This is a genomic window from Jejuia pallidilutea (genome assembly GCF_002973595.1).
GTDB classification, from domain to species: Bacteria; Bacteroidota; Bacteroidia; order Flavobacteriales; family Flavobacteriaceae; genus Jejuia; species Jejuia pallidilutea.
The window spans coordinates 193051-219118 of record NZ_PVEO01000007.1; the positions used below are offsets into that span (position 1 = coordinate 193051).

20 protein-coding genes and 1 tRNA gene are annotated in these 26068 nt (G+C 34.8%); 12 read left to right on the plus strand and 9 right to left on the minus strand.

All coding sequences use genetic code 11. The features are described from left to right. The first annotated feature begins 13 nt into the window (after positions 1 to 13). Positions 14 to 1588 (plus strand): hypothetical protein, encoded by a 1575-nt coding sequence (locus CLV33_RS12695; RefSeq protein ID WP_105474229.1) that lies wholly within the window; start codon positions 14 to 16, stop codon positions 1586 to 1588. Between the two features lie 29 nt (positions 1589 to 1617). Beyond that, a complete protein-coding gene (locus CLV33_RS12700; protein ID WP_105474230.1) occupies positions 1618 to 2301 on the plus strand; it encodes a peptidoglycan DD-metalloendopeptidase family protein in 684 nt (227 codons plus the stop codon). 4 nt (positions 2302 to 2305) lie between these two features. Here CLV33_RS12700 and CLV33_RS12705 read toward each other — a convergent pair whose 3' ends face one another. The 9 genes from CLV33_RS12705 to CLV33_RS12745 all read right to left on the minus strand — a co-directional run bounded on the left by CLV33_RS12705 (position 2306) and on the right by CLV33_RS12745 (position 11918). Further along, positions 2306 to 2698, minus strand: a complete 393-nt coding sequence (locus CLV33_RS12705) for a hypothetical protein (RefSeq protein ID WP_042244063.1) — start codon at positions 2696 to 2698, stop codon at positions 2306 to 2308. 114 nt (positions 2699 to 2812) lie between these two features. Next, positions 2813 to 4987, minus strand: a complete 2175-nt coding sequence (gene scpA, locus CLV33_RS12710; protein WP_105474231.1) for a methylmalonyl-CoA mutase — start codon at positions 4985 to 4987, stop codon at positions 2813 to 2815. Positions 4988 to 4992: 5 nt separating this feature from the next. Then, on the minus strand, positions 4993 to 5679 hold the full coding sequence (locus CLV33_RS12715) for a hypothetical protein (protein ID WP_105474232.1): 687 nt from the start codon (positions 5677 to 5679) through the stop codon (positions 4993 to 4995). Positions 5680 to 5684: 5 nt separating this feature from the next. Then, complete coding sequence (locus CLV33_RS12720; protein ID WP_105474233.1) at positions 5685 to 7052, minus strand: methylmalonyl-CoA mutase subunit beta; 1368 nt, start codon at positions 7050 to 7052, stop codon at positions 5685 to 5687. Next, positions 7045 to 7374 carry an FtsB family cell division protein gene (locus CLV33_RS12725; protein WP_244906433.1) on the minus strand — a complete coding sequence of 110 codons (330 nt, stop codon included), beginning with the start codon at positions 7372 to 7374 and terminating at the stop codon, positions 7045 to 7047. Before CLV33_RS12725 ends, CLV33_RS12720 begins: the two co-directional genes overlap by 8 nt. Before the next feature lie 6 nt (positions 7375 to 7380). After that, entirely contained in the window at positions 7381 to 7986 is a 606-nt protein-coding gene (udk, locus tag CLV33_RS12730; RefSeq protein WP_105474234.1) for a uridine kinase, read from the minus strand. Positions 7987 to 8052: 66 nt separating this feature from the next. Continuing rightward, complete coding sequence (locus tag CLV33_RS12735) at positions 8053 to 8457, minus strand: c-type cytochrome (RefSeq protein WP_105474235.1); 405 nt, start codon at positions 8455 to 8457, stop codon at positions 8053 to 8055. Positions 8458 to 8467: 10 nt separating this feature from the next. Beyond that, a complete protein-coding gene (locus CLV33_RS12740) occupies positions 8468 to 9595 on the minus strand; it encodes a PQQ-dependent sugar dehydrogenase (protein ID WP_105474236.1) in 1128 nt (375 codons plus the stop codon). A 28-nt stretch (positions 9596 to 9623) separates the two neighbouring features. After that, a complete protein-coding gene (locus CLV33_RS12745) occupies positions 9624 to 11918 on the minus strand; it encodes a TonB-dependent receptor family protein (protein WP_105474237.1) in 2295 nt (764 codons plus the stop codon). A 118-nt stretch (positions 11919 to 12036) separates the two neighbouring features. On the opposite strand from CLV33_RS12745, the gene CLV33_RS12750 reads away from it, so the two are divergent. The 10 genes from CLV33_RS12750 to CLV33_RS12800 all read left to right on the plus strand — a co-directional run bounded on the left by CLV33_RS12750 (position 12037) and on the right by CLV33_RS12800 (position 25927). Beyond that, a tRNA-Pro gene (locus CLV33_RS12750) sits at positions 12037 to 12111 on the plus strand. Between the two features lie 284 nt (positions 12112 to 12395). Next, entirely contained in the window at positions 12396 to 14912 is a 2517-nt protein-coding gene (gene nirB, locus CLV33_RS12755) for a nitrite reductase large subunit NirB (RefSeq protein ID WP_105474238.1), read from the plus strand. Between the two features lie 242 nt (positions 14913 to 15154). After that, the gene (nirD, locus tag CLV33_RS12760) at positions 15155 to 15532 is read left to right on the plus strand and encodes a nitrite reductase small subunit NirD (protein WP_105474239.1); all 378 of its coding nucleotides are present in this window, start codon (positions 15155 to 15157) and stop codon (positions 15530 to 15532) included. Between the two features lie 236 nt (positions 15533 to 15768). Beyond that, positions 15769 to 16353 carry a DUF4202 domain-containing protein gene (locus tag CLV33_RS12765; protein ID WP_105474240.1) on the plus strand — a complete coding sequence of 195 codons (585 nt, stop codon included), beginning with the start codon at positions 15769 to 15771 and terminating at the stop codon, positions 16351 to 16353. Positions 16354 to 16366: 13 nt separating this feature from the next. Next, positions 16367 to 18184 carry a sensor histidine kinase gene (locus tag CLV33_RS12770; RefSeq protein WP_105474241.1) on the plus strand — a complete coding sequence of 606 codons (1818 nt, stop codon included), beginning with the start codon at positions 16367 to 16369 and terminating at the stop codon, positions 18182 to 18184. Positions 18185 to 18871: 687 nt separating this feature from the next. Then, positions 18872 to 19537 (plus strand): response regulator transcription factor, encoded by a 666-nt coding sequence (locus CLV33_RS12780; protein ID WP_105474242.1) that lies wholly within the window; start codon positions 18872 to 18874, stop codon positions 19535 to 19537. Positions 19538 to 19597: 60 nt separating this feature from the next. Beyond that, entirely contained in the window at positions 19598 to 19933 is a 336-nt protein-coding gene (locus CLV33_RS12785) for a hypothetical protein (RefSeq protein ID WP_146109741.1), read from the plus strand. A 219-nt stretch (positions 19934 to 20152) separates the two neighbouring features. Then, on the plus strand, positions 20153 to 23674 hold the full coding sequence (locus CLV33_RS12790; protein ID WP_105474244.1) for a nitrate reductase: 3522 nt from the start codon (positions 20153 to 20155) through the stop codon (positions 23672 to 23674). Then, the gene (locus tag CLV33_RS12795) at positions 23674 to 25116 is read left to right on the plus strand and encodes a rubredoxin (RefSeq protein WP_105474245.1); all 1443 of its coding nucleotides are present in this window, start codon (positions 23674 to 23676) and stop codon (positions 25114 to 25116) included. Before CLV33_RS12790 ends, CLV33_RS12795 begins: the two co-directional genes overlap by 1 nt. Before the next feature lie 76 nt (positions 25117 to 25192). Continuing rightward, positions 25193 to 25927 (plus strand): Crp/Fnr family transcriptional regulator, encoded by a 735-nt coding sequence (locus tag CLV33_RS12800; protein ID WP_105474246.1) that lies wholly within the window; start codon positions 25193 to 25195, stop codon positions 25925 to 25927. Positions 25928 to 26068: the final 141 nt, after the last annotated feature.

Genomic DNA, 26068 nt, shown 5'->3' on the forward strand with positions numbered 1-26068 from the left:
AAAATCAAAAAAAATGAACAGTAAAATTATAATATTAAACGTGTTGTTGCTAAGTTGTTTTACCATAACAACACTAACGGCACAAGAAAAAGTTACTAAAGTATCACAATTAATAAATGTAGATAAAAATGTGACTATAGATTTAAATACAAGTTATTGTAATATTGTATTTGATACCTGGAATAAAAATGAAGTACAAATTGAGGCATTTGTTGAGAGCGATGAACTTTCTAAAGACGAATTAGAGCAAATAGCTAAGAGTTGGCAACTAGATATTGATGGTTCTACAAATTTAGTTGCTATAAACACAAGAAGCTCCCATTCTCCTAACGTTTGGATTGCAGATAATGCCCATTACAACGATGAGGTAAAACGAGTGCTTAAGGAATTAAAATATGAATTGGCAGAAATGCCCGAAATGAATTTCGATTTTAGTACTATTGATATTCCAGAACCGCCAGAGCCACCAAAAGCACCCAAATTTCCTAAGATGCCTGAGTTACCCGAATTGCCTGAATTGCCAGAAGGTGTTGGAGCTGTAGCTTTTGATTATGAAGCTTACAAGAAAGACGGGGATGCCTATCTAGAAAAGTGGTCTAAAAAATTTGAGTCTACTTACGGAAAAGAGTATGCAAAAAAAATGGAAGCCTGGGGTGAACAATTTGGTACAGCATGGGAAGAAAAATTTGGAGACGATTATGCCAAAAAAATGGAAGCTTGGGGCAAAAAGTTTGGTGAACAATTTGGAGAAGATTACGCAAAAAAAATGGAAGCATGGGGTGAGCGTTATGCAGCTTTAATGGAGCGAAAAGCAGAACGTATTGCAGAACAACAAGAAAGAAATGCAGAAATGCATGAGAGGCGTGCCGAAGTAATGGAAAAAATGGCAGAACAACGAGCTAAAATAGCAGAAAAAAGGGCGGAATTGGCAAAAAAACAAGCAAAACAAAATAAAACACGAGCAATATTTATTAATAGATGGAGCGATAAAACCAATCATTCACAACTTAAAAAAACTATTATTATAAAAATGCCCAAAAAGGCAAAAATTAAAGTTGATGTAAGACATGGTGAATTAGAGTTTGCATCGGTGTTAGATGATGTGCAAGCACATTTATCTCATACCTCATTTAAGGCACAAGGCATTAATGGAAGTAATACTTCCATTAGTGCAGCTTATGCACCGGTTTTTATTAGCAACTGGAATTTGGGTGAATTGAATTTAAAACACGTAAAACAAGCCGAATTAGAAACCGTAAAGCATGTGGTGTTAAATTGTACATCATCTAACGTTAAAATAAATAATGTACTAAATAGTGCTATTGTAGATAGTAATATTGGAGACTTAAAAATCCTTAATGTTGCCGATAGTTTTACCAACTTAAACTTTATTTTTCAAAACAATAAAGCTTATATAGTTATGCCAGAGGAAAACTATAATATGAACTACAAAGGAATGCATTCTTACTTGGTGCACCCAAATAATACAAGTGGTAAAACAGACGCAAGCTCTTTTTCAATGAGTAATACCGAAAGCAATAAAACAGTTACTGTAAATGCAAAATATAGTAAAGTAATTATAGAGTAATTTATTAGCTTTGAGTAAATTTAATTTGAATGACCTCAAGCGAATTTAAAAACTTCCTTACAAGCATTAAACCTAAACCACTTCACGTTTTAGATGCTTCCATTCCAAAATCGCAATACATTGCTTTAGATTTATCAGAACGCAATACCGAACTTCAGTATGTAGATGTGTCTTCGTCTAAAGAATTTTCAATATATATCAATTCATATTTAAAACAGCATAACGCCAAAGTTGCCTATGGAGGTTATAACGAGTTACGTAACATATATAACAGAAGTACACATTTTGATAGCCTTAGCGAAAAACGTAATATCCATTTGGGTATAGATTTGTGGTGTGCTGAAGGAACATCAATTTTTACACCTATTGATGGTGAAATTCATAGTTTTAAAAATAATACCAATTATGGTGATTATGGACCAACTATTATTTTAAAGCATAACATTTCAGGAACTGTTTTTTACACACTTTACGGGCATTTAAGTTTAGCCTCTATTGCTAATTTAAAAGTAGGCGAAACATTTAGCAGAGGAGAGCAATTGGCGTTTTTGGGCGATGCCACTGTAAATGGCGATTACCCGCCACATTTGCACTTTCAAATTATAAAAGATATTGAAGGGTATTTAGGAGACTACCCAGGAGTAACTTCAAAAAAAGATTTAGAGTTTTACTTGCAAAATTGCCCTAATCCGCTTTTGTTTTTGGGCTTTTAAAGTTTTATTTACCAAATAGTTTTTTTACCTCTGGTTTTGTGAGTTCTATCAATGTAAAAACACCTAATAAAATTCCAAGAATACCGGTTAAAACATTTAAAATAGCTATAACAAAAATAAAATTATAATTTTTAACCTCCTTTAAATATTTAGATGCTAAAAGTGTAAGTATTCCTAAAACTATACAAATAATTACACCAAGCCCACCAATAATGACAAAAAACCAACCAAAATTAAATGGTAACTCTGGGTTTTCTGATGAATGTTCTATAGCAGCGTTAAAGAAAAAACCCATACCGGCATAAAGGATGAAGAATACTGAAAAGCATAAGGTTATAATTCCTTTTACAAGAAAAAGAATTCTAAATGTGTTGAGGTTGTTTGGTTTTGCTTCCATTTAATTTGTTTTTGAAATGTGTGTAGATGTATAAGTTTTAAATAATAGTGATAGCTGCATACACACTAGCAAGGTTTAAAATTTTAAAAATTTTTGGTGTGGGGCAATGGTGTGCTAGTCAATTAAAATCTCTAAAATCTTAATAGCAGCTTCACTTATTTTTGTACCTGGACCAAATACAGCAACTGCTCCTGCATCAAATAAAAACTGATAGTCTTGTTTTGGAATAACACCACCAACAATTACCATAATGTCGTCTCGTCCATAGTGCTTCAATTCCTCAATAACTTGAGGCACTAAAGTTTTATGGCCTGCTGCTTGCGAAGACACTCCTAAAATATGCACATCGTTTTCAACGGCTTGTTTAGCGGCTTCTTTAGGTGTTTGAAATAGTGGGCCTATATCTACATCAAAACCAATATCGGCATATCCTGTAGCGACTACTTTTGCACCACGGTCGTGACCATCTTGTCCCATTTTTGCTATCATAATACGTGGTCTGCGTCCATCTTGTTCCGCAAAAATATCAGCTAGTTTTTGTGCCTTTTTAAAAGATTCGTCGTTTTCAATCGCTTTACTGTACACGCCAGAGAATGATTTTATTTGTGCTTTATGTCGGCCATATTCAGCTTCAAGAGCATCGCTAATTTCACCTAAAGTAGCACGACACCTTGCAGCTTCAATAGCTAAACCTAATAAATTATAATCCTCACGAAAGTGGGGATCTTTTGTATTTTTAGTTGAAACGTTATTATCCGAATTTAAGGAAAATTTTGCTGCCTTAGTTAATTTTGATAAAGCTGATGTTACTTCAGCAGCATTTCTTTCAGATTTTATACGTTTTAAGCGTTCTATTTGAGAGTTTCTAACGGTTTGATTGTCTACTTCTAGAGTAGAAATGGCATCTTCTTTTTCTAATTGGTATTTGTTTACTCCAACAATTATATCTTGCCCAGAATCAATTCTTGCTTGTTTTCTGGCTGCAGCTTCTTCAATTCTAATTTTAGGAATTCCAGCCTCTATAGCTTTGGTCATACCTCCCAAGTCTTCAACTTCCTGAATTAATGCCCAGGCTTTTTTTGCAATATCATGTGTTAGTTTTTCAACATAAAAGCTGCCTGCCCATGGGTCTACCGTTTTTGTAATTTTAGTTTCTTCTTGTAAAAAAATTTGTGTATTTCTGGCAATTCGTGCTGAAAAATCGGTTGGTAGTGCAATCGCTTCATCCAGGGCATTGGTGTGTAGGCTTTGTGTGCCTCCAAAGGCGGCCGCCGCTGCTTCAATAGTGGTTCTAGCTACATTGTTAAACGGATCTTGTTCGGTTAAACTCCATCCAGAAGTTTGGCAATGTGTACGTAAGGCTAAAGATTTTGGGTTTTTAGGGTTAAACTGTTTTACAATTTTAGCCCATAATAGTCTAGCAGCTCGCATTTTGGCAATCTCCATAAAATGGTTCATACCAACAGCCCAGAAGAACGAAAGGCGAGGGGCAAAGGTATCAATGTCCATACCTGCTTTTAGTCCGGTTTTTAAATACTCTAAACCATCGGCCAGCGTGTAGGCCAGCTCTATATCGCAAGTAGCACCAGCTTCTTGCATATGGTAGCCAGAAATGCTGATACTGTTAAATTTAGACATGTGCTTACTTGTAAATTCAAAAATATCAGAGATGATTTTCATGGACGGTGTAGGCGGATAAATATAGGTATTACGTACCATAAACTCCTTTAAAATATCATTTTGAATGGTGCCTGAAAGCTGCTCTAGCTTTACGCCTTGCTCTTCGGCAGCTACAATATAAAATGCCATAATGGGCAATACTGCGCCATTCATAGTCATGGAAACAGACATTTTACCTAGTGGAATTTGGTCGAAGAGAATTTTCATATCCTCTACCGAATCTATAGCTACACCCGCTTTACCAACATCGCCAACAACACGTTTATGATCGGAATCGTAACCTCTATGCGTAGCTAAATCGAAAGCCACAGAAAGACCTTTTTGTCCGGCAGCTAGGTTGCGTCTATAAAAGGCATTGCTTTCTTCGGCAGTACTAAATCCTGCATATTGGCGAATCGTCCAAGGTCTTCGTACATACATAGTGCTGTATGGTCCACGTAGATATGGCGGGATACCAGCTACAAAATTTAAATGTTCAACTTTATGAAGATCGTATTTACTGTAAGCAGATTTTACATCAATACCTTCAGCAGTGGCAAATGTATTTACATCTGTTTTTGGGTCTTGTTCTTCCAGCCTTATCTTAATATGTTGAAGATTCTTTCTCAAATTTATTAGTGATTGTGTCCTGCATGAGGATCATTTTGTGGTGTCTGCGGTGGAATTTTATTAAAATCTACCTTAGGTTCTGGTTTTTCAGCAACTTGAGACAAATCTACATCAAACAATTTCCCGTAGTAAAACTCTAAAGCCACATAAGCAGATAGGTATTTATCGCGAATAGCCGCACCATAGTTTGATTGTAATGCTGGACCAAATAATTTAGGGCTCATACTATTGGTTTCTAATAGTGCATTTAGGGTTGTTTTTAGGCTTCTGTCTATCATATTGTTAGCTATACATGCCATAACAGAACTATTGTAATTTAGTTTGGTGTTGGCATTGTTTAAGTCCCATAATTCCTGTTTGGATTTTAAAACTTCAAACACTTTTGCGGTATGGGGCGATACAATATCGGCATAATTTATACGGCCATACATGGCGTTTCTAATAAATTGCGAATAAGCGCGTGTTAAGTTAGGTGCTCCCGTTTGTCCGTTTTTTCCGTAAGCTTCTAAAATATCGTTTTCAAAAGAAAATAAAGCCTCGTTAAGGAGTTTTAAGTCGAATTTATCACAGTTTAGCACAATACCTTTTTCAGTGTATTTATATTCGTCTAAGGTTTTTTCTTCGGCTTCTTTTTTACAGCTAAATAAAGCGAGGACCAATAAAAATGCAAAAAGCTTAAATTTTAAATTCATAATAATTACTCTTTTTTTAATCGTTCTTGTTCTAAGTTTTCGGTTAAACGTTTTTCTATAATAGGTGCTATTAAAGTTTTTCTTTTTTCAATTTTTACAAAAGGATAAATTTCTAAATTATCCTTCATTTTATCATCTGTATTGGGGTGTTTATTGCTGCCAAGAACAACTTCGTTGCCAGTATTAAACTGTTCTTGCTCTTTGTTAGCACTTTCTTTTATTTTGCGTTGAATTGTGCCATTTTTTAATTGCTTTAAAAACCCTCCATTGGCTTCAATATCCTTAAATAATGTTAGGGCTTTTTCGGCTAGTTGTTCGGTTAAGCTCTCTATGTAATAACTGCCGTCTGAAGGATTATTTACCGCGGTAAAGTAGCTTTCGTGCTTTAAAATTAATAGTTGATTTCTAGCAATGCGCGCTCCAAAATTATTGTACTTTTTAAATACAGCATCGTAAGGTAAATTACTTATAGTATCTGCCCCGCCTAAAATGGCGCTCATACATTCTGTTGTAGTACGTAGCATGTTGGTATTATAATCGTAAATGGCCTTATTTCGTTTTGAAGGTGTTGCGAAAATATGGCAATTATAATCTGCCAAATACTCCTTTTCAAGTGTGTTAAACAGTAATTTTAACGCTCTTAACTTTGCGATTTCAAAGAAATAATTTGAGCCGATAGCAACATTAAATACAATATTAATTTTTGATGTTATTTCTTTTGAAGTGTTTTCTATATAATTAAAATATTCGTTAGCATGCGCCATTGCATATGCCAATTGTTGTACCATATTAGCGCCAGCATTTTGATATAAATCTGTATGTATTGAAAAAGAATTTAAATGCGTGATAGCACTTTTAAATTTTAAAAAATCTTCTTTTAAATTAAAAAACCAATTACCAGATTTAGCTAACTGACCAATAATATCGGTATGTATATAAATTTCAGATGTTTTGGAAATTTTAGAAACTATATTTAGATATTCTATTGATAAAAACTGCAATTGAAAATGAATGGCAACATCGTTTAAATTAATATCTTTTAATAGTTCTTCTAACGAAATTGTTTTAGAAGGTATAATAAATTTAATACTATTTGCGCCACTTAAAATAGCAGTCTGCGCCTTGGTATTTGCATTTTTGGCGTTTGCTACAAAAAGAGTTTCGCATATTTTAAAGCCATTGGTTTTTGTCTTAACAGTTTTTGGTGTAGCCGTAATGTCTTCGGCATGATAAAAGGGTTTTACTTGTATACCTTCATTACTTGTCCAAACTAGCGCATCATTATAATCGGCTCCTTTTAAATCGAACTGTATTTTTTGTTTCCACTGTTTTGCAGAAACGGGCTCAAATTCATTAAATAACGAGTTACTCATTATCCTTTGTTTTTATACTGTCTTCGTATTCAATAATAAAAATTTCTTCATTCTCGCGTTTCATATAATATTCTTCGCGAGCAAATTTTTCTAAACCTTCTTGAGAGCTTAATTTTTTAAATTCTTTTTCGTCTTTTTCTTTCCCTTTTTGGTAATATTCCTTTTCTGCTTTTAAATCGTCTATTTCGTTATTTAGTTCGTTGTGAATAAACCATGAGTTACTGTCAAAAAAAATCATCCAAACCACAAATACCACCAAGATAAGAATATAAATATTCTTAAAAGGTTTTAAAAAACGGTGATTTAAATTAATTTTTTTCACTATTTGTTACAATTTATCATTAATTATTGTGCGAACTATATCTATGGCTACTGTGTTGTAGTGGTTGTTTGGTATAATAATATCTGCATACTCTTTCATGGGTTCTATAAACTGATTATGCATGGGTTTTAATGTGGTTTTATAACGCGTTAAGACTTCATCTAAATCTCTGCCACGCTCTGAAATATCGCGTTTTAGGCGTCTTATTAGGCGCTCGTCGCTATCGGCGTGCACAAATATTTTAATATCGAACATTTCTCTAAGTTCAGGATTGGTAAGGATTAAAATACCTTCAACAATCATAACTTTTCTGGGATGCGTTAAAACCGTATCTCCGGTTCTATTGTGTTTAACGAAAGAATATACGGGTTGGTGTATAGGTTTGTTGTTTTTTAAAGTTCTTAAATGTTCTGCCAGTAAATCAAAATCTATACTCCTTGGGTGATCGAAATTAATTTTAACCCGTTCGTCGTAGCTTAAGTGCGATGTGTCTTTATAATATGAATCTTGGGAAATTACTCCAACTTCCCCTTCTGGAAGTTCGTTTAAAAGCTGATTTACTACTGTAGTTTTTCCGCAGCCAGTACCTCCTGCAATTCCTATTACCAACATATTTTTATTGAAATTTTACCGTAAAAACAAAGTTAGTAAATGTAAAATGATATGGTTACTAATTGGCTATTTTTTTATGGCAGCAACCTCTTCAGTAGTTACAATATTTTTATTGGAATTTCCCCAACTGTTGTTTATAAAATTCATTACATCGGCAATTTCTTCATCATCTAAACCCATAGGTGCCATTTTTCCGTTATATATAATACCGTTTACGGTTATCTCACCTTGTTGACCGTATTTTATACCACGAATACTAGCTTCTCTATTATTTTTTAGGTAATCAGATTTTGCTAAAGGCGGAAAGGTGTGTTTTACGCCTTCGCCATTTGGCATGTGGCAGGTTACACAAAAATCCGAATAAATTTCCTGTCCTCTAGAGATGCTTTCTTGTAATTGGTCTTGCTGCGACACTGTAAGAGTTATAAAAGTTGCCAAACCACTTAAAATTGCACATAAAAAAATTTTCATAATTATTGGTTTAAAATGAATCTGGAACAATTTTTACGATACCTAAGCCTTCTACGGCAGCATACAAATAGCCGTCGGGAGCTTGTTTAATATCTCTAAATCTGCCAAGGCCTTCAAACAACTTTTCGCGTTTTACAACTTTATTGTTTTTTAAGACCAAGCGTTCTAGGTACTCAAATTTTAAGGAGCCTACTAATACGCTACCTTCCCAATCTGGATAATTGCTAGATGTAGGAAACGCCATTCCGCTTGGTGCTATAGAGGGTACCCAATAAAACAGCGGTTGTTGCATGCCTTCTTTTTCAGTAATTTCGGTAAATTTTGTACCGCTGTAATTAATGCCATAAGAAATAACGGGCCAACCGTAGTTTTTGCCTTTTTCAACAATATTTATTTCGTCTCCTCCCTTTGGTCCGTGTTCGTTTACCCAAATTTTTCCTGTTTCTGGGTGTAGCGCCATACCTTGCGGATTGCGGTGACCGTAACTAAAAATGGCTTGTTTAGCATTGTTGTTGTCTGTAAACGGGTTATCTTCTGGAATGGAGCCATCTGCATGTAGTCTATATATTTTGCCACCATCTCTGGTAATATCCTGTGGGTTTACATCCCTATTACCTCTATCGCCAATAGAGAAATATAAGTGCCCTTCGTTATCAAACTCTAAACGCGACCCCCAGTGTTGTCCTTTTTTTGTGTTAGGAACCCCTTTGTATAAGTGCTCTACATTGGTAACGGTATTGCCATTTAATTTTGCACGCATAATTGCAGTATTGCCACCATCGTCTTCACCTTCGGCAGAAGCATAAGAAAAGTAAATCCAGCCATTATTTTTGTAATCGGGATGTAGTTTAATATCCATTAAGCCACCTTGTCCTCGAACATAAACTTTGGGGAGGCCATTTATTATTGTTTTTTTATCGTCTTTAAAATGAATAAGTGTTCCTGCTTTTTCAGTAATAAGCATGCTGCCATCGGGTAAAAACTCCATTCCCCACGGAATGTCTAATTCTGGGACAACAACTTCTGTAACATAATTAATTTTAACAGGTGTTTCGGCTGAAACTTTAGAAGGTTCTTGTTGGGCACACGAATAAAAAGATATTAATGCTATTGCTAAAAGTAATGTAAACTGTTTCATTTTGATAGATTTATAGAGTAAAGATACATTAAAACGAATAATTTAAAGCGAGACCAGAATAATAATTTAATGGATTTCCTGGGTAAAAATATCTAGGCGCACTATTACCAAAACCAGTGGCATTTATTAATATTTGAGATGCATAGGCAGTGTTAAATATATTGTTTACGCCTAAAAAAGCATTTAACCTTAGCTTTGGCGCTAAGGTATTTTGGTACCCTATTTTTATGTTTGAAACCGTATAACTTTCGCTAAATAAGCTATTACTGTCTGTAATTGGCATTTTACCAACATGCTGAAAGTTAATATTTCCATACATACCCACTTTAGAACTAAAATCTAAACCTAAATTTAAAACATCTTGTGGAACACCTGTTAAATCGTTACCTGAAAAATCTGAGTTATCGTCAATAAAATTCTTGAATTTATAAAGGTGTAATGCATAGCTTCCAAAGGCCGATAATTGTAGGTCTTTAGAATTAGTAAACGTATAATTAATTTCTGCTTCCAATCCGTCGTTATGTGTTTTTCCTGCGTTAACACCAATAAATTCATCTTGGGAGGTACGTCTTGCTACCAATAGGTTTTTTATAGCTAATCTATATACCGCAACAGTGTATTGCAACCTGTTTTTGGCAGCGTATCCTCTGGTACCCACCTCAAAATTCCAACCTGTTTCTGGGTTTAAATTAGTATTTATTTGTCCGTTTGGTAGTAATGTTTCTTCTAAAGAAAGCGGGGAGAAACCATGGCTAATGTTACCATAAATAGTTAAAGCAGTACTTGCACGGTACAATACGCCTAACTTTGGAGAAACTAAGCCTTTAAAATCAAAACTCCCAGACTCATTTGGGTTGGTACTTGAAACAGGGAATTTATCTTCTAGGTTGTAACTTGTTTTGTTATAATTAATACCAAAAACAACATCGGTTTTAGAAGTAACAGGATATCTCCCTTCAAAAAACAGATTGTAGTAGTAGCGTTTTTCTTTGAAATTCGATAAAGCTACACCTTTAATACTGCTGTTTGCTTCAGGAAAATCTTCATATAAATTTTCAAAAGTTTGATATTTATAGTTGTCCTTAAAAAACTCTATCCCAGATGTCCAATTAATTTTTTTATCATTCACTGTGAAATTTCCTGTAATGCGATGCCTTAGTCCGTAACCAAAAACAGTTTCATCTAAAATATTAAAGGGTCTTGGCTCGTAAGAATTTCTAAAAGACATAAAAACACTTGTACTTTGTTCAAGTTTTTCGTTGAATTTATGAATTAAGGAAATACCAATAATACCTCGTTTTGTGTCTTCAAAACCGCGAGATTGCTTCCATGTAAATGCTGCCGATTCAGGATTGTTTGTAAAGTCTGTTTCATTTAGAGAGCTAGGTATAAAGGCTTTTAAATCTGAGAATATCCCTAAAATAGAGAGTTCGTTTTTAGCATTTAATTTATGAACAGTGTTTAAAGTTAATGCGTGCCTTTTGTAATCGTTGTTTTCTCTAAAACCATTACTTTTCGTATTGCTATACACTAGTTTATAACTGTTGGAAGCATTACCATAATTAATTTGTGATAAGTTTTTAAAGAGCCCAAAAGAGCCGATAGAAGTTTCGTTTTCAAAACCAGTACTATTAAAAGAGGATGTTTTTGGAAGCAACCTAATAACGCCACCAAGGCCGGCACCATAAGTACTAGAAGTAGCCCCTTTAGTGATTTCTATTCGCGATAAAGCACCTAATTCAAAATCTTCCAAACTAGTTTCCCCACTGCCATTCGTTAATGGAATATCTTTAAAGTAGGCCCTAATTTTTGCAGTGCCAAACAGGTTTCTAGAACCTACGCCCCTAATAGTAATACGGTTGGTGTTAAGCGCGCCAGTTTGCATAAAAACTCCTGGAACTCTATTTAAAGCCTCGTTAATATTAACGGTGTTTGCCCTTTCTATAGCTTTGCTGGATACAAGTGATACACTAGAGGTTGATGCTTTAAGCTCAATTGGTAGGTGACTAGCATTTATAACTATTTCATTTAACGCATTTGGTTGCTTTTGAAGCTTTACAACATAGTTGTTTAGTGGGCTTAATTTAAGTGTTTTAAGAATATAACCTTTTTTATTAAAAGTATATAAGCCAGAAGTTTTTATTTTGAAAAAACCAGTATTACTAGTAAATGTAGAATCATTTTGAAGTTGTGTAATCTCAACTTCTGAAACAAGATTACCGTTTTCTGAATCTATAATTCTATTCAGATTAGTAGTTTGACAGAAGTAAACTTGCGTTACTAGCACTGCGATAATAAAGGGAAGCCATTGTTTTTTTTTCACTGCTGCAAAGTAGTTGTTTTATAGAATCGGAAAAAGTTTGAAAAACTAAATTTTTCTTAAAAAAACACTTTAGAACTAGTAGAAATAAGTATATTTGCACCCGCTTAGATAACTATTTCGGGGTGTAGCGTAGCCCGGTTATCGCGCCGCGTTTGGGACGCGGAGGTCGCAGGTTCGAATCCTGCCACCCCGACAAAAAAGATGCCAGAGGAATTTTTCCTCTGGCATTTTATCTTTCTCATAGTATTTAGCAATGTTATAATAGTGGTTTTGTTTATTATGTTAAGACATTTTTCAAATGTTAATGTATTGTTTTTAATATTTCGATAAAAACCTATCTCTTAATTTTCTTATTAAGTAATTTTTAATATTACAATTTGAGAAATACGTAATAATCACGTTTCTACGTAAATTTATTAGTAAATCAGCTTAAAAAATAAGTATAAATACTTAGTTTTGTTTTTTAAATACGTAATTATGCAGCATATAATTGTAGTTGGAAACGGGATGGTTGGTTATAAATTTTGTGAGAAATTTGTAGCTCAAAAAGAAAACAAAGCTTTTAAAATCACAGTATTTGGTGAAGAGCCAAGACCAGCTTATGATAGAGTTCATTTAAGCGAATTCTTTGAAAGTCAGAATGCTAAAGCCTTAGAGATGGCTCCAGCTGAGTGGTATGCTGAAAATGATATTGACTTAATTACAGGAGAACGTGTTGCTGATATCAATAGAAGTTCAAAAACCATTACTACGGCAAAAGATCGCGAGTTCTCATACGATTATTTAGTCCTTGCCACAGGATCTTCTCCTTTTGTACCTCCAATTAAAGGTGTTGAAAAGGAAGGTGTATTTGTTTATAGAACTATTGAAGATTTAGAAGGTATGCTTGCTTATGCTGCTAAACTGAAGGCTGAAAAACCTAATGCTAAGGCAGCAGTTTTAGGAGGTGGATTACTGGGTTTAGAAGCTGGTAAAGCTGTAATGGATATGGGCTTGGAACCTCATATTGTAGAGTTTGCACCCAAGTTAATGCCAAGGCAATTAGATTCTAGAAGTTCTCAAGTATTACAATTGAAATTAGAGTCTATAGGATTAAATATTCATCTAAGTAAAGCAACAAATCAAATTTTAGGAAACGGTCGTATTACGGGGATGGAATTTGGAGAAGATGACATTTTAGATGTGGATATGCTTATCGTTTCAGCAGGTATTAGGCCAAGAGATGAGTTAGCTAGGGCATGTGGGTTGGAAGTTGGTGTTCGCGGTGGTGTAATTGTAGATAATACCATGAAAACTTCAGATGATGCGATTTATGCTATTGGTGAAATCGCCCTATATAATCAAATGATTTATGGTCTAGTAGCCCCAGGTTACGATATGGCAGATATTGCTGTACAGCAAATATTAGGGAATGCCGATAAAGTTATGCCTTCAGATATAGATATGTCTACCAAATTAAAATTAATTGGTGTAGATGTAGCAAGTTTTGGAGAGCCATTTATGCCTGCATCAAAAGGGCATTCTATTATATTTGAAAATAAAACACAATACTTGTACAAAAGAATTAATGTAAGTCATGATGGTAAAAAGTTATTAGGCGGAATTCTTGTTGGTGATGCTGCAGATTATAGCATGTTGCATCAAGTATACCTAAATGGAATGGCTATTCCTGAAGATCCTGCGCAATTAATATTGCCTGTAAGTGAAGGTGGCGCATTACTTGGTGATGTTATGGATTTGCCAGATGAGGCACAAATATGTTCTTGCGAGAGTGTAACTAAAGGCCAAATATGCGGTGTTATTGAAAATGGGGATGCTACAGATTTAGGAGATGTGGTAAGTTGTACAAAAGCTGGAACGGGTTGTGGCGGTTGTAAGCCAATGGTAGCAGATTTAACCAATGCGACATTAAAATCCTTAGGTATTGAGGTTAAGGACTCTATTTGCGAACATTTTGACTATAACAGACAGGATTTATATAAAATTATTCAAGTTAAAGGCTATACTAAATTTAATGAAGTATTAGATAGTCATGGTAATGGCGGACACGGTTGCGAAATATGTAAGCCTGTAATTGCATCTTTAATGGCTTCAATTCATGCAGATACAGCGAATAAAGAATACGCCATACAAGATTCAAACGATAGGTTTTTGGCCAATATACAGCGAAACGGAACATATTCGGTTGTGCCAAGGGTTCCAGGAGGAGAGATTACACCAGATAAGTTGATTGCACTTGGCGAAATTGCAAAGAAATATGACCTCTATACTAAAATCACAGGAGGTGTTCGTATCGATCTATTCGGAGCTACTTTAAATCAGTTGCCATTAATTTGGAAAGAACTAATAAGTCACGGTTTTGAAAGTGGTCACGCTTATGGTAAGTCTTTAAGAACTGTAAAAACCTGCGTTGGATCTACTTGGTGTAGATATGGTATGGATGAAAGTGTAAGTTTTGGAATTGAATTAGAGAATCGATACCGAGGCATACGTGCGCCTCACAAAATTAAAGGTGGCGTTTCAGGCTGTATTCGCGAATGTGCAGAAGCAAGGGGGAAAGACTTTGGTTTAATTGCTGTTGAAGGTGGTTGGAATTTATACGTTGGTGGAAATGGTGGTGCAAACCCAAGACATGCCGAATTATTTGCCGAACAAATAGATAACGAAACGGTAATTAAATATCTAGACAGATACTTAATGTTATACATGCGTACCGCTAAACCATTACAACGAACTGCCGCATGGCAAGAAAAGCTGGAAGGTGGATTAGAGTATTTAAAAGAAGTGATTATTGAAGATAAACTAGGTATTACAGAAGACTTAGAAAAAGAAATGCAAACTCTGGTTAATAAGTTTGAATGTGAATGGACGCAAGCTGTAAATGATCCGGAAATGATGAAACGTTTCAATCATTTTGTGAATAGTGAAGCGGAAGACGATAATCTAGTTTTTGTTCCGATGCGGGATCAAAAAATGCCTGAGCCTTGGGTGTAGTATGTAAATAGTAGTTAGTATTTAGAGGATTGACTATTCTTTTTTAAGACTAAGGTAAAAGGCTAAAAATCTGGGGTGAGTTTGTTGCTAGCAAGTATGCCCGCGTTAGGGATTGCAGTGGAAAGCCCACAGCGGAGGTACAGAGCGAGGACTTGTAGCGTAAAGCCCGACCCGATAGGGTAACGCCCAAATTATAAAAACTAATAAATTAAACTGGTTTTAGTTTATCAAAATACATTAAAATGGAAGACATTCTAGAGAAATATACAGCCACAAAAATTGAAGATGTTACTGTTTGGTTTAAAGCAGCTTCAACTGAAGATTTTCCAGTTGATGGAGGCGCTTGTGTGAAATATAAGGATAAGCAAATAGCTGTTTTTAACTTTTCAAGATTAGGTAAGTGGTATGCGTGCCAAAACCTTTGTCCGCATAAAATGGAAATGGTACTAAGTAGAGGTATGATAGGTGATGATAAAGGTATGCCAAAAGTGGCTTGCCCGTTACATAAAAAAACCTTCTCATTAGAGAGTGGCGAAAATTTAAACGGTGATTTAAACCCAATAGCAACCTACCCTGTAAAGATTGAAGAAGGTTATGTTTATGTGGGGTTTATTGATTAAGATGGTATTTGCCAAAGCGTGCTGTTATATGTAAAGGACTTTGGGTTAAGAGGTTATTAAATTACTTAGACAAAATCCCAAATATTCTGTATTTTATCGCAAATGCTTTGGTGATTTTAGTAGTTAAAACTAGAACATTTAGTTAGAAATCGTTTAGAAAAATTCCAGATACAACATTTAATTAAAAAAAGTAATTATGTATCTTGGCTATCATAGAATTCAACTCAAAATAGATTATGAAGCCCACACGTTTTGAAACGGCTATTGCACTTATAGACAAGGCAAATTCTGAAGATATAAATACTTACGAAGTTGCTGGAATACAATATCCTAAAGAATTGTTATACTCGCAACGTATGACGCGAAAGTTATTGCAATTTAAGCCGGATGCGTCTAAGGCTTTACAAATTGCTGCACGTGCGCAACACATTTGTAGATGGAAAATTCCAAGAGATGAATACCCAATGGATCGCGTGGGGTATTTAAAATGGCGTGAAACTTTAAAAAAAATGCATGCTGATTTAACATCGGAAATCTTAAAGAAAGTTGGCTACGATGAACAGTTTGATGATAGAATTAGAAAAATTATTCTAAAAAAGCTCATTAAAAAAAACGAGGAGTCTCAGGCTTTAGAGGACACCATTTGCCTAGTGTTTTTAGATTATTATTTTGAGGAATTTGCTGAAAAACATCCAGATGAAAAGGTGATTGATATTCTGCAAAAAACATGGGTAAAGATGAGTGAAGCAGGCCAGCAAGAAGCTTTGAAACTCAAATTTTCTAAAAAATCTTTAGCTTTAGTAAAACAAGCTATTTCATAAATCTCCTAGAATTATGACAAAAAACGGCAATTCACTAGACCAACGGACTTTTGATAAACTTCGCCGTTTATATATTATCGGTTTTAGTACCATTGCACTTTCGGTGATTGTGAGTCAGATTTTAATCCGAACACATTTAAGTCGTCAAGAAAGTGATTCTGGAGTAATCAATATTGCTGGAAGGCAGAGGATGTTGAGCCAGAAATTAGCAAAAGACGCTATATCTCTTTTGGCTTTAAAGCATCCTGAAGATGTATTCATCATCAAAGAGGATTTAAAAAAGACTGTAAAGCTTTGGGAACTATCACACGATGCGCTTCAAAACGGCAATGATAGTTTAGGTTTGCCAAAACAAAATTCAAAAGAAGTTATAGCTAAATTTAAGGTGCTGAATCCCATTTTTGATTCTATAAAAGATGCTTCAAAATCTATAATTACGAAAATTGAAAATGTACCGCCTCTACCTTTAGATAGTTATGTTTCAGATATTGAAAAAGTTAGAAATCATGAAGGTGATTTTTTGATACAGATGGATGCTATTGTTAACCAATACGACAAAGAAGCCGAGGAAAAAGTAGCTTGGTTAGGTAAACTAGAGTTGTTGTTAATGGCTCTAACCTTACTAATACTGTTGGGTGAGTTTGTATACATTTTTTGGCCCGCAGCAAAATCAGTACGATATACTTTAAAGGAGTTATTGGCTGCGGAAGGTAAAGCTAAAAAAATGGCTTTTGATGCAGATGAACTCAGTAAGGAAAAAGAGAAATCCATACAGGAACTGAGTGCACTTACAAGAGCAATGGATGATACGCTTTTATTTGCTAGAATCTTACCAAATGGAGCTTTGGTGCATATGGGAAATAAGTTTTCTCACCTTTTTAGTTTCTCGAAGTTTAACGATTCAGCATTATTTTGGAATGTATTATCGACCAATGAGCATGAACAAGAAGCTATTGAAAACATAATTAGTAAGCACAAAAAAACAGGGTGGCAAGGAGAAGTTAAAGCCACTACTAAAAAGGGTGATGATGTTTGGTTAGAAATGGCGGTAATTCCGTTTAGTACCACAGACGAGAAGTCAGAATTACTAATAATAGCTTCTGAAATTACAGAACGCAAAGTAGCCCAATTAGAAATTGATAGATTGACAGAAAAGAGTTTTGAGGAGAAGATGAGTCAACAAAAAATAATCTCTAGCAAGATTATTGAAAACCAGGAGAAAGAGCAAAATAGAATAGCCAAAGATGTACATGATGGTATAGGGCAAATGTTAACGGGTTTAAAATATAACCTGGAAAGTATCGATATGAAAGATGTTAAAAAAGCAACATCTAAAATTGAGCATTTAAAAGAGTTGACCTCAAACATCATTAAGGGTGTTCGCACCGCAACATTTAATTTAACACCTCCAGAGCTAACAGATCATGGTATAGTTCCTGCCCTTACAAAGTTAACACAAGAGTTGGCACGATTAACTGGTAAGGAAATTGTGCTTTTTAATAAAACCGATTTTAACCAGCGAATGGAATCGCTTGCTGAAATAAATATATACCGTATTGTACAAGAAGCGGTTAATAATGCTATTAAATACGCAGAATCTTCCCATATAATTGTATCGCTATCACATAGTGCTAAAATACTTAGTATTGTTATAGATGATAATGGTAAAGGGTTTAATCCTGATAAAATAAAACATGTAAAAACAGGAGATGGTGGAATGGGAATGACGTTTATGAAAGAACGAATTAAATATATTGATGGGCGTTTATTTATAACTTCTGAAGAAAGCAAAGGCACTAGAATTACCTTGAATGTGCCGTTAAATAATTAATTTTGCTGATGTTGTAATGTCGAATGAATATGAGATATCTCACAAATAGCTGAGATTTGAGTATCTTAAACTCATCAGGTAATTATCCTAATACCTCTTTTTATATTTGGCTTTATGGATGGTAAATTAGAACACCTGATTATTCAAAGTTTCCCAACTAGGATTAAAATCCAGAATAAGTTTATTCTTTTTTCTCGCCTTCACTTCTTCAACTATTTTACTCTTGCTATACCATCTTATGGGTACTCAAAAGTCTCATAATAAGCTAAATAGATACAGCTGTATTTTCTAGAAAACGATTTTTTAGCATTTTGGCTATTAAAATAATATGTGATAATTGGTTTTGAATATTATTAGTGAAACCAATGTGTAGCATTGTTCGGTATTGATTTGTCGTTATATGTAGGAAGTATTTATAAAGCATAAATTAAATGCAGTGTTTTATTATAAATTACTAAACCAATAATTTCGAAAAATTGACATAGAATATTGAAAGTGAAATGTGATTTCTCATATGCGTTCGAAATGACATAGACATCTAAAATCTATTTAACAAGTCATTTAGGTGGCCTATTTCAATATAAACAAACCATGAAAAGAAAACTTATAAGGCAAAGTTCCGCATTCAAAAGTTAAAATACGTAGTATTACTTAATTTCTTACTTTTGTAATTATTCTATTTAATTTATGGACAAAATAAATGTTGTACTCGCCGATGATCATGTTTTAGTAAGGGATGGTATCAAGGCACTTTTAGAAGACCAATCTGGTATTGAAGTAATTGATGAAGCCTCCAATGGTGTTGAGGCATTGGAAGTACTAGGAAGAAATAAACCTCATGTGTTAATTGTAGATATTAGAATGCCGGAAATGAACGGGATTCAAGTGGTTGGTGAAGTTAAGAAGTTGCATCAAAATGTAAAAACATTGGTTTTATCTATGCATGACTCTGAGGAATACGTAGTGCAAGCTATTCAAGCTGGGGCAGATGGTTATTTGCTTAAAGGAGCTAGTAAAGAAGAGTTTTTAAAAGCACTGCATAAAGTGGCTAATGGAGGTAAATATTTTACAGGAGATGTGTCAGCAATTATTATGAATAATTTTGTGAGCGGTAATACAAATACTGCAGTTGCATCAAACGCAGACATAAAAGAAGATCCTTTTAAATTAACAAAACGCGAAAAACAAATTTTAGGTTTAGTTTTAGAGCTTAAGAATAATAAAGATATTGCCGATGAACTTAAAATTAGCAAGCGTACTGCAGAAGTACATCGTTTTAACTTGATGAAAAAATTAGAGGTTTCCAATCTCAAAGAACTTACTGAAAAGGCAAAAGAGTTCGGTTTGGTGTAATAAGTAACATCTTTTAAGCAACCTTTTTGTGAATTTTGAATCTAAGTAAAAACTAAAAAGGTGAAATCTATATTTAAAATTTTAATTTGTTTGATTATTATGACTTCTTGTTCTAATGATGAAGTCGTTTTGTATGACGCAGAAGTTATAGGAGAGAGTATAGATTGTAACAATTCTTTTTTGCTTAGGTTCAAGGCAATACCATTGGGAATTAACTCAATTGATAACATTTATGTTGGGCAAAACTTACCTGAAGCATATAAAGTTGTAGGCAAGAAAATAAACGTTTCGGTAAGAGGAGTAAATCCAAATAATGAAGATGAAATCCAACCATGTACTACACTTGGTCCCGGTTATGCGCATGTTTTCATTCTTTCAGTTTCAGAAAGAAATTAAGATTAAGGGTTCAGCCGTATTTTTAAATACGAGTTGTTTAAATTATCTAATTTTGCCAAATCCTCAAAATCCACTTTCTTAAATTAAAGACTTCACATAAATTTTAAATTACTTAATATTTAACACAAAAATTAAGTATAAATACGTAGTTTTGGTACATTGAGAATTTGTTTGAATCACTTCAATACGCATCTCATTCATAATTTAAAACGCTTATAAATGATACAAAGCGAAGTAAAAACTACCTGTTCCTACTGTGGTGTTGGTTGTGGTATTGTTGTTAAAAAAGATAATAACAATAAAGTATTTGTAGAAGGCGATAAAGATCACCCTGTAAACAAAGGAATGCTTTGTTCCAAAGGAATGAATCTGCATTATGTGGCTAACGATACTTCCGATAGAATTTTATATCCAGAAATGCGTTGGAGCAGATCCCATCCAAGGGAACGTGTAAGTTGGGATGATGCTTTGGATAGGGCTGCAAGCGTTTTTAAATCTATTATTAAAAAACATGGGCCAGATAGTGTTGGGTTTTATGTCTCAGGACAAAGTTTAACCGAAGAATATTACATTGCCAATAAACTAACCAAAGGCTTTTTAGGTACTAATAATATCGATACGAACTCCCGTTTATGTATGAGTTCTGCTGTTGTTGGCTATAAAAAAACATTCGGGGAAGATAGTGTGCCCATTTCTTATGCTGATATTGAATTGGCAGATGCGTTTTTAATTACAGGAGCAAACCCTGCTTGGTGTCACCCTATTTTATTTAGACGGTTAGAAAAACACAAAGAGGAGCATCCAGATGTAAAAATTATTGTAGTTGATCCTAGAAAAACGGATACAGCAAATTTTGCAGATTTACATTTACAGTTACTACCAGGAACCGATGTTATATTGTATAATGCGATTGGAAGGTGCTTGTATAAACGCGGTTTAATAGACGAAGACTTTATAAATAAACATACTGAAGGATTTCAAGAGTACAAAGATTTAATTTTTAGCACCTCTTTGAAGCAAGCATCAAAATTATGTGGTGTACCTGAAAAGGATATTCGGAAAGCTGCAGATATTATAGGGCTTGCAAAAGGCTTTATTAGCATGTGGGCCATGGGTTTAAATCAAAGTGTTGTAGGTACAGATAAAAATGTGTCACTCTTAAATTTGTCATTAATTACGGGTCAGGTAGGAAAACCGGGCTCTGGTCCATTTTCTTTAACCGGCCAACCTAACGCCATGGGAGGTCGTGAAGTAGGCGGAATGGCAAATCTTTTGGCGGTTCATAAAGATTTAATGAATGAAGAGCATCGTCGTGAAGTGGCTCAATTTTGGGGTGTAGATCAAATCAATCCAAAGCCAGGGTTAACAGCCACAGAAATGTTTGATGCCTTAGAAAGTGGTAAAATGAAGGCGGTTTGGATTGCCTGTACAAATCCACTAGTGAGTTTACCAAATTTGAATCGTATTGAAAAAGCCATGAAAAACGCAAAGTTTGTTGTGGTTCAGGAGATTTCTCATAAATCTGATACTGTCGCCTTTGGTGATTTGGTATTACCGGCAGCTGCTTGGTTGGAGAAAGAAGGAACGATGACGAATTCCGAAAGGCGTATTTCATACTTGCCAAAACAAATAGACCCACCAGGTGAAGCTAGACCTGATGTTGAAATATTCTGTGATTTTGCCCAGCGTATGGGTTTTAGAGGCTTTAATTTTAATAGTGCCAGCGAGATTTATGACGAGTACGCTTCTATGACAAAGGGTACAAATATTGACGTGTCTTATTTGAATTATGATAGGTTAAAAAACGAAGGCACCTTCCAATGGCCTGTTCCCGAACATAGGCATCAAGGAACACCAAGGCTTTTCGAGGATAAAAAATTCTACACACCCTCAACAAAGGCACAGTTTAATTTACCAGTTTCTATTATAAATACTTCAATACAACCCAATGCATCCTACCCTTTAATTCTAACAACAGGTCGAGTAAGAGACCAATGGCACACCATGACCAAAACAGGAAAAGTGTCTCGTTTAAAAACGCATTATCCCAAACCGGTCTTAGAAATTCATCCGGTAGATGCATATTTATACCATATTAAAGATGGTGATATCACTCAAATAAAAGGAGAAAACGGTGAGGTACGGGTAAGGGCCAAAGTAACTGATACCATCAAAAAAGGAGTGGTGTTTTTGCCAATGCACTGGGGTAAACAGTTGCAAAGTAATCTAAATAGAACCAATAATTTAACAAATACGCATCTAGATCCTGTTTCAAAAGAACCAGATTTTAAATTTACGGCAGTCGCTGTTTCAAAATATAAAAAACCTACTGAGAAAATTATAATTGCAGGTGCTGGGGCAGCAGCGTTCAGGTTTGTTCAAAACTATAGAGAGCAAAATGAAAGAGATGAAATTCATGTGTTTTCAAAAGAACCAAATCTGTTCTATAACAGAGTATTGCTTCCAGAATATGTTACTGAGGAATTAACTTGGGAGCAACTTCTAAAAATAAAAAAACTAGAGCTTAATAAACTTAATATTCATTTACATCCTGAGACTACAATTTCTCAAATTGATAAGGATAAAAAAGTAGTAAAAGATAGCAATGGCGAAACCCATACGTTTGATAAATTAATTTTAGCCACCGGAAGTCGCGCATTTGTGCCAAAAGACGTTCAGATTAATTTACCTGGGCGTTTTACCATGCGAAATAAAATTGATGCAGACGAATTTAAGGCGCATCTGGAAGCTACAGGATTGCCTCCAGAAGCGCAACATGTTGTTATTGTTGGTGGCGGTTTACTTGGGCTGGAGTTAGCGGCTGCGATGAAGCATAAAAATGCTAAAATCACCATAGTGCAAAGGGGGTCTCGCTTAATGGAGCGTCAGTTAGATAAAGTGTCGAGTAAACTTTTAGCCATTGATGTACAAGAGCGCGGTATTCAAATTTATTTTGATAATGAAGTAAGTACCGTATTTGATGATGAAGATACCGGTGAGTTGAATATTACTTTAAAAAGTGGAAAGTTAATAACTGCAAATGCTATTGTTTACGCTATTGGAACTATCCCCAATATTGAAATTGCAAGAGAAAATGGTATTAAATGCAGACGAGGTGTTATTGTAAATGAGCACTTGCAATCGTCTCATCCTGATATTTTTGCCATAGGGGAAATAGCTGAATTTAATAATCAATTGTTTGGAATAACCTCCGCAGCGGAAGAGCAAGCTACTATTCTGGCTAATTTTATTGCAGGAGATATAAGTGATGCCTATAAAGGCTCAGTATTAATGAATATATTGAAATTCAACGATTTGAATCTATGTAGTATCGGAGAAATCAATGTACCTGAAAACGATGATAGTTTTGAGGAAATTATATTTACTGATATAAAGAAGCGCTATTACAAAAAATGTATTGTAAAAGACGATTTGTTGGTTGGTGCGGTTTTAATGGGTGATAAAAATGAATTTGCTGAATTTAAAACCATGATAGAGGGTAAAATTGAAATGGCCGATAAGCGAAATACCTTATTGAGAGGTTCATCTAAAGATGAGCCTGTTCTTGGAAAATTAGTGTGTTCGTGTAGTCAGGTTGGGGCAGGTAACATTGAGGATGCCATTGCAAAAGGTTGTACGGATTTTACAGCGCTATGTAGTGAAACTGGCGCAGGTTTAGGGTGTGGCAGTTGTAAAAGTGAAGTGCGTGAGATACTTATGAATTCTAAAGTTTTAATGTAATGGAAGAGCGCTATAGATTAATGATTAACGGCGGTGTATTATCACCAGGAGAGTTGAAGTATATTTGTGAAGCTGCCGAAGGTTTAGGTTTAGATGCTATTTCTTTTGGCTCGCGACAAGACATTATTTTTCCTGAAAAAATAGATGAAAGCAAGTTTTGCCAGTTTGATAAAATTCAATTTGTAAAACCCAAGCGAGATGGTGTAGAAAATATTGCGTCATCTTATGTTTCAGCCGAAATTTTACCAAGTACGTCTTGGTTAACAAGCGACCGTTACTTATATGTTTTAGAACAATTTAAACATAAACCTAAATTAAGGATAAATGTTATAGATCCTAAACAGCGCTTAGTACCATTGTTTACGGGAAACGTTAATTTTATAGCTTCAGAACATGAAGACTATTGGTATTTGTATTTAAGACTTCCGGGTTGGAAAAACACCGAAATATATCCCGCTTTAATTTACAGTTGGGATATAGATAGAATAGAGCTAGCCATTGAAAATATTCTAATTGAAGAACCAGAAACCATGGAAACTGTTTTTGAGCTAGTTAGTGACGCTGTAGACACTAATAATAGAACAGTGGATAAGCCTCTAGAAGTACCGTTTTACCCATTTCCGTATTATGAAGGTATGAATAGAATTGGAACAGATAGGTATTGGTTGGGATTGTATTGGAGAAATAACCGGTATGACATAAAGTTTTTAAAGGCCATGTGCGATTTGTGTTCAGATAATAAAATAGGAAAGATTTCCATTACACCTTGGAAATCATTTATCGTAAAAGGCATTCCCTTACATTCAAAACTCAATTGGGAAAAACTTCTAGGTAAATTTGGTATTAATGTGCGACATTCCATGTTAGAAATGAACTGGCATGTACCTGTTAACGATAAAGAAGCGCTAAGTTTAAAAAAGTATTTGGTAACTAATTTTGATCAAAACGATATAAGTACGTATGGTTTAACGTTTGGCATAACAAGTTATGATAGTGATACCTATAATTTTACTTCAATTGTAATTGAAAAAAACAGACAGCCCAAAACGGTTGGAAATTTTACAATAAGAGATACTTATAACCTTTTGTACGCAAAAGATTTTGATCCAAATACGCGCGAATACATCATGCATGTGCAAGATGTAGATATGGTGGAGCTTCCGGGATTATTAATGGAGTTAAGCAAATTATATTTTGAGCAATTAGGTGTTGAGAAAGAAACAGAAACACTGCCAGAGACGCAAAAGGAAAGAGAGGAAGAAGAAGTATATCAGTGCTCAGATTGTAAGACAGTTTATTGTGAGACTTATGGAGATATTACTCAGGATATTGCGCCCAATACACCGTTTGAGAATTTACCAAGTACTTACGAATGCTCAGTTTGTGAAGCACCAAAACATAGTTTTGAGAAAAAAACCTTTCAAATTTTACCAAATTCATAAAAGTTAATCTAAATTATAAAAACTAAGTATTATTACTTAATTTTGAGTAATAACACTTAACATGCCCGCAGTCGCCATGTCTACATATACCAGATTTCGCTCCTTAAAAGATACGTCGTGTGCGTCCTGCGATAACTCAAATTGTATAGTAAATAGAAACCTTTCCATTCTAGAAAATTCCACGTTAGTAGACAACAAAAGCACCTTGCGTTGTAAAAAAGGGCAACAGTTTATTATGGAGGGCGCGCCGGTAAACGGACTCTTTTTCATTCTAAAAGGTACGGTTAAGGTTTTTCGCACTGGAATTAACGGACGCGAACAAATTGTGCGTTTAGCTAAAGAAGGCGAAATTATCGGCCACCGCGGTTTCGGTACAGAAGAGTACTATTCCATTGGTGCTATAGCGCTTCAAGATGCTGTATTGTGCTATTTTTCTAAGGAAAACCTGCAAGAAACCCTGCTAGACAATCCTAAGTTTGCCTTCGATATGATGTTGTTTTATGCCAACGAACTTAACCGCAGCGAAAACAAAGTAAAGTCTATTTCGCAAATGACGGTGCGCGAGCGTGTCATCGATTCCCTATTATACATACACCGAAAGTTTGGAGATTTAAATGGCTTTCTAAACCTTCCTTTAAGTAGAAGAGAATATGCCGATTATGCTGGTACAACAGAAGAGCAAGTTATTCGCGTGTTTTCAGCTTTAAAAAAAGAAAACCTAATTACAGCTAAAGGCAAGAAAATTGGTATTAACGCTATCCAATCGCTTAAAAAAGAAATTAACGACCATAATTACTTTTTAGATAGTTAGGTTTTGGGCGTTCCCCTCGATGTTACATGATAAAGTTTCATGAAACTACCGTGCTCGGGTCGGGCTTTCCGCTATATCTTTTGTTTTGTCATTCCTGCGCAGGCAGGAATCCACAACACTATTAAAAGCTATAATGAATAG

Excerpts from the sequence above, each read along its gene's own strand:
- CLV33_RS12720 (WP_105474233.1), bottom strand. The coding sequence starts at position 7,052 with ATGAGTAACTCGTTATTTAATGAATTTGAGCCCGTTTCTGCAAAACAG.
- CLV33_RS12735 (WP_105474235.1), bottom strand. The coding sequence starts at position 8,457 with ATGAAAATTTTTTTATGTGCAATTTTAAGTGGTTTGGCAACTTTTATA.
- CLV33_RS12705 (WP_042244063.1), bottom strand. The coding sequence starts at position 2,698 with ATGGAAGCAAAACCAAACAACCTCAACACATTTAGAATTCTTTTTCTT.
- CLV33_RS12700 (WP_105474230.1), top strand. The coding sequence starts at position 1,618 with ATGACCTCAAGCGAATTTAAAAACTTCCTTACAAGCATTAAACCTAAA.
- CLV33_RS12695 (WP_105474229.1), top strand. The coding sequence starts at position 14 with ATGAACAGTAAAATTATAATATTAAACGTGTTGTTGCTAAGTTGTTTT.
- udk (WP_105474234.1), bottom strand. The coding sequence starts at position 7,986 with ATGTTGGTAATAGGAATTGCAGGAGGTACTGGCTGCGGAAAAACTACA.
- CLV33_RS12715 (WP_105474232.1), bottom strand. The coding sequence starts at position 5,679 with ATGAATTTAAAATTTAAGCTTTTTGCATTTTTATTGGTCCTCGCTTTA.
- CLV33_RS12765 (WP_105474240.1), top strand. The coding sequence starts at position 15,769 with ATGAAGCCCACACGTTTTGAAACGGCTATTGCACTTATAGACAAGGCA.
- CLV33_RS12740 (WP_105474236.1), bottom strand. The coding sequence starts at position 9,595 with ATGAAACAGTTTACATTACTTTTAGCAATAGCATTAATATCTTTTTAT.
- CLV33_RS12795 (WP_105474245.1), top strand. The coding sequence starts at position 23,674 with ATGGAAGAGCGCTATAGATTAATGATTAACGGCGGTGTATTATCACCA.
- nirB (WP_105474238.1), top strand. The coding sequence starts at position 12,396 with ATGCAGCATATAATTGTAGTTGGAAACGGGATGGTTGGTTATAAATTT.
- CLV33_RS12800 (WP_105474246.1), top strand. The coding sequence starts at position 25,193 with ATGTCTACATATACCAGATTTCGCTCCTTAAAAGATACGTCGTGTGCG.
- nirD (WP_105474239.1), top strand. The coding sequence starts at position 15,155 with ATGGAAGACATTCTAGAGAAATATACAGCCACAAAAATTGAAGATGTT.
- CLV33_RS12780 (WP_105474242.1), top strand. The coding sequence starts at position 18,872 with ATGGACAAAATAAATGTTGTACTCGCCGATGATCATGTTTTAGTAAGG.
- CLV33_RS12770 (WP_105474241.1), top strand. The coding sequence starts at position 16,367 with ATGACAAAAAACGGCAATTCACTAGACCAACGGACTTTTGATAAACTT.
- CLV33_RS12790 (WP_105474244.1), top strand. The coding sequence starts at position 20,153 with ATGATACAAAGCGAAGTAAAAACTACCTGTTCCTACTGTGGTGTTGGT.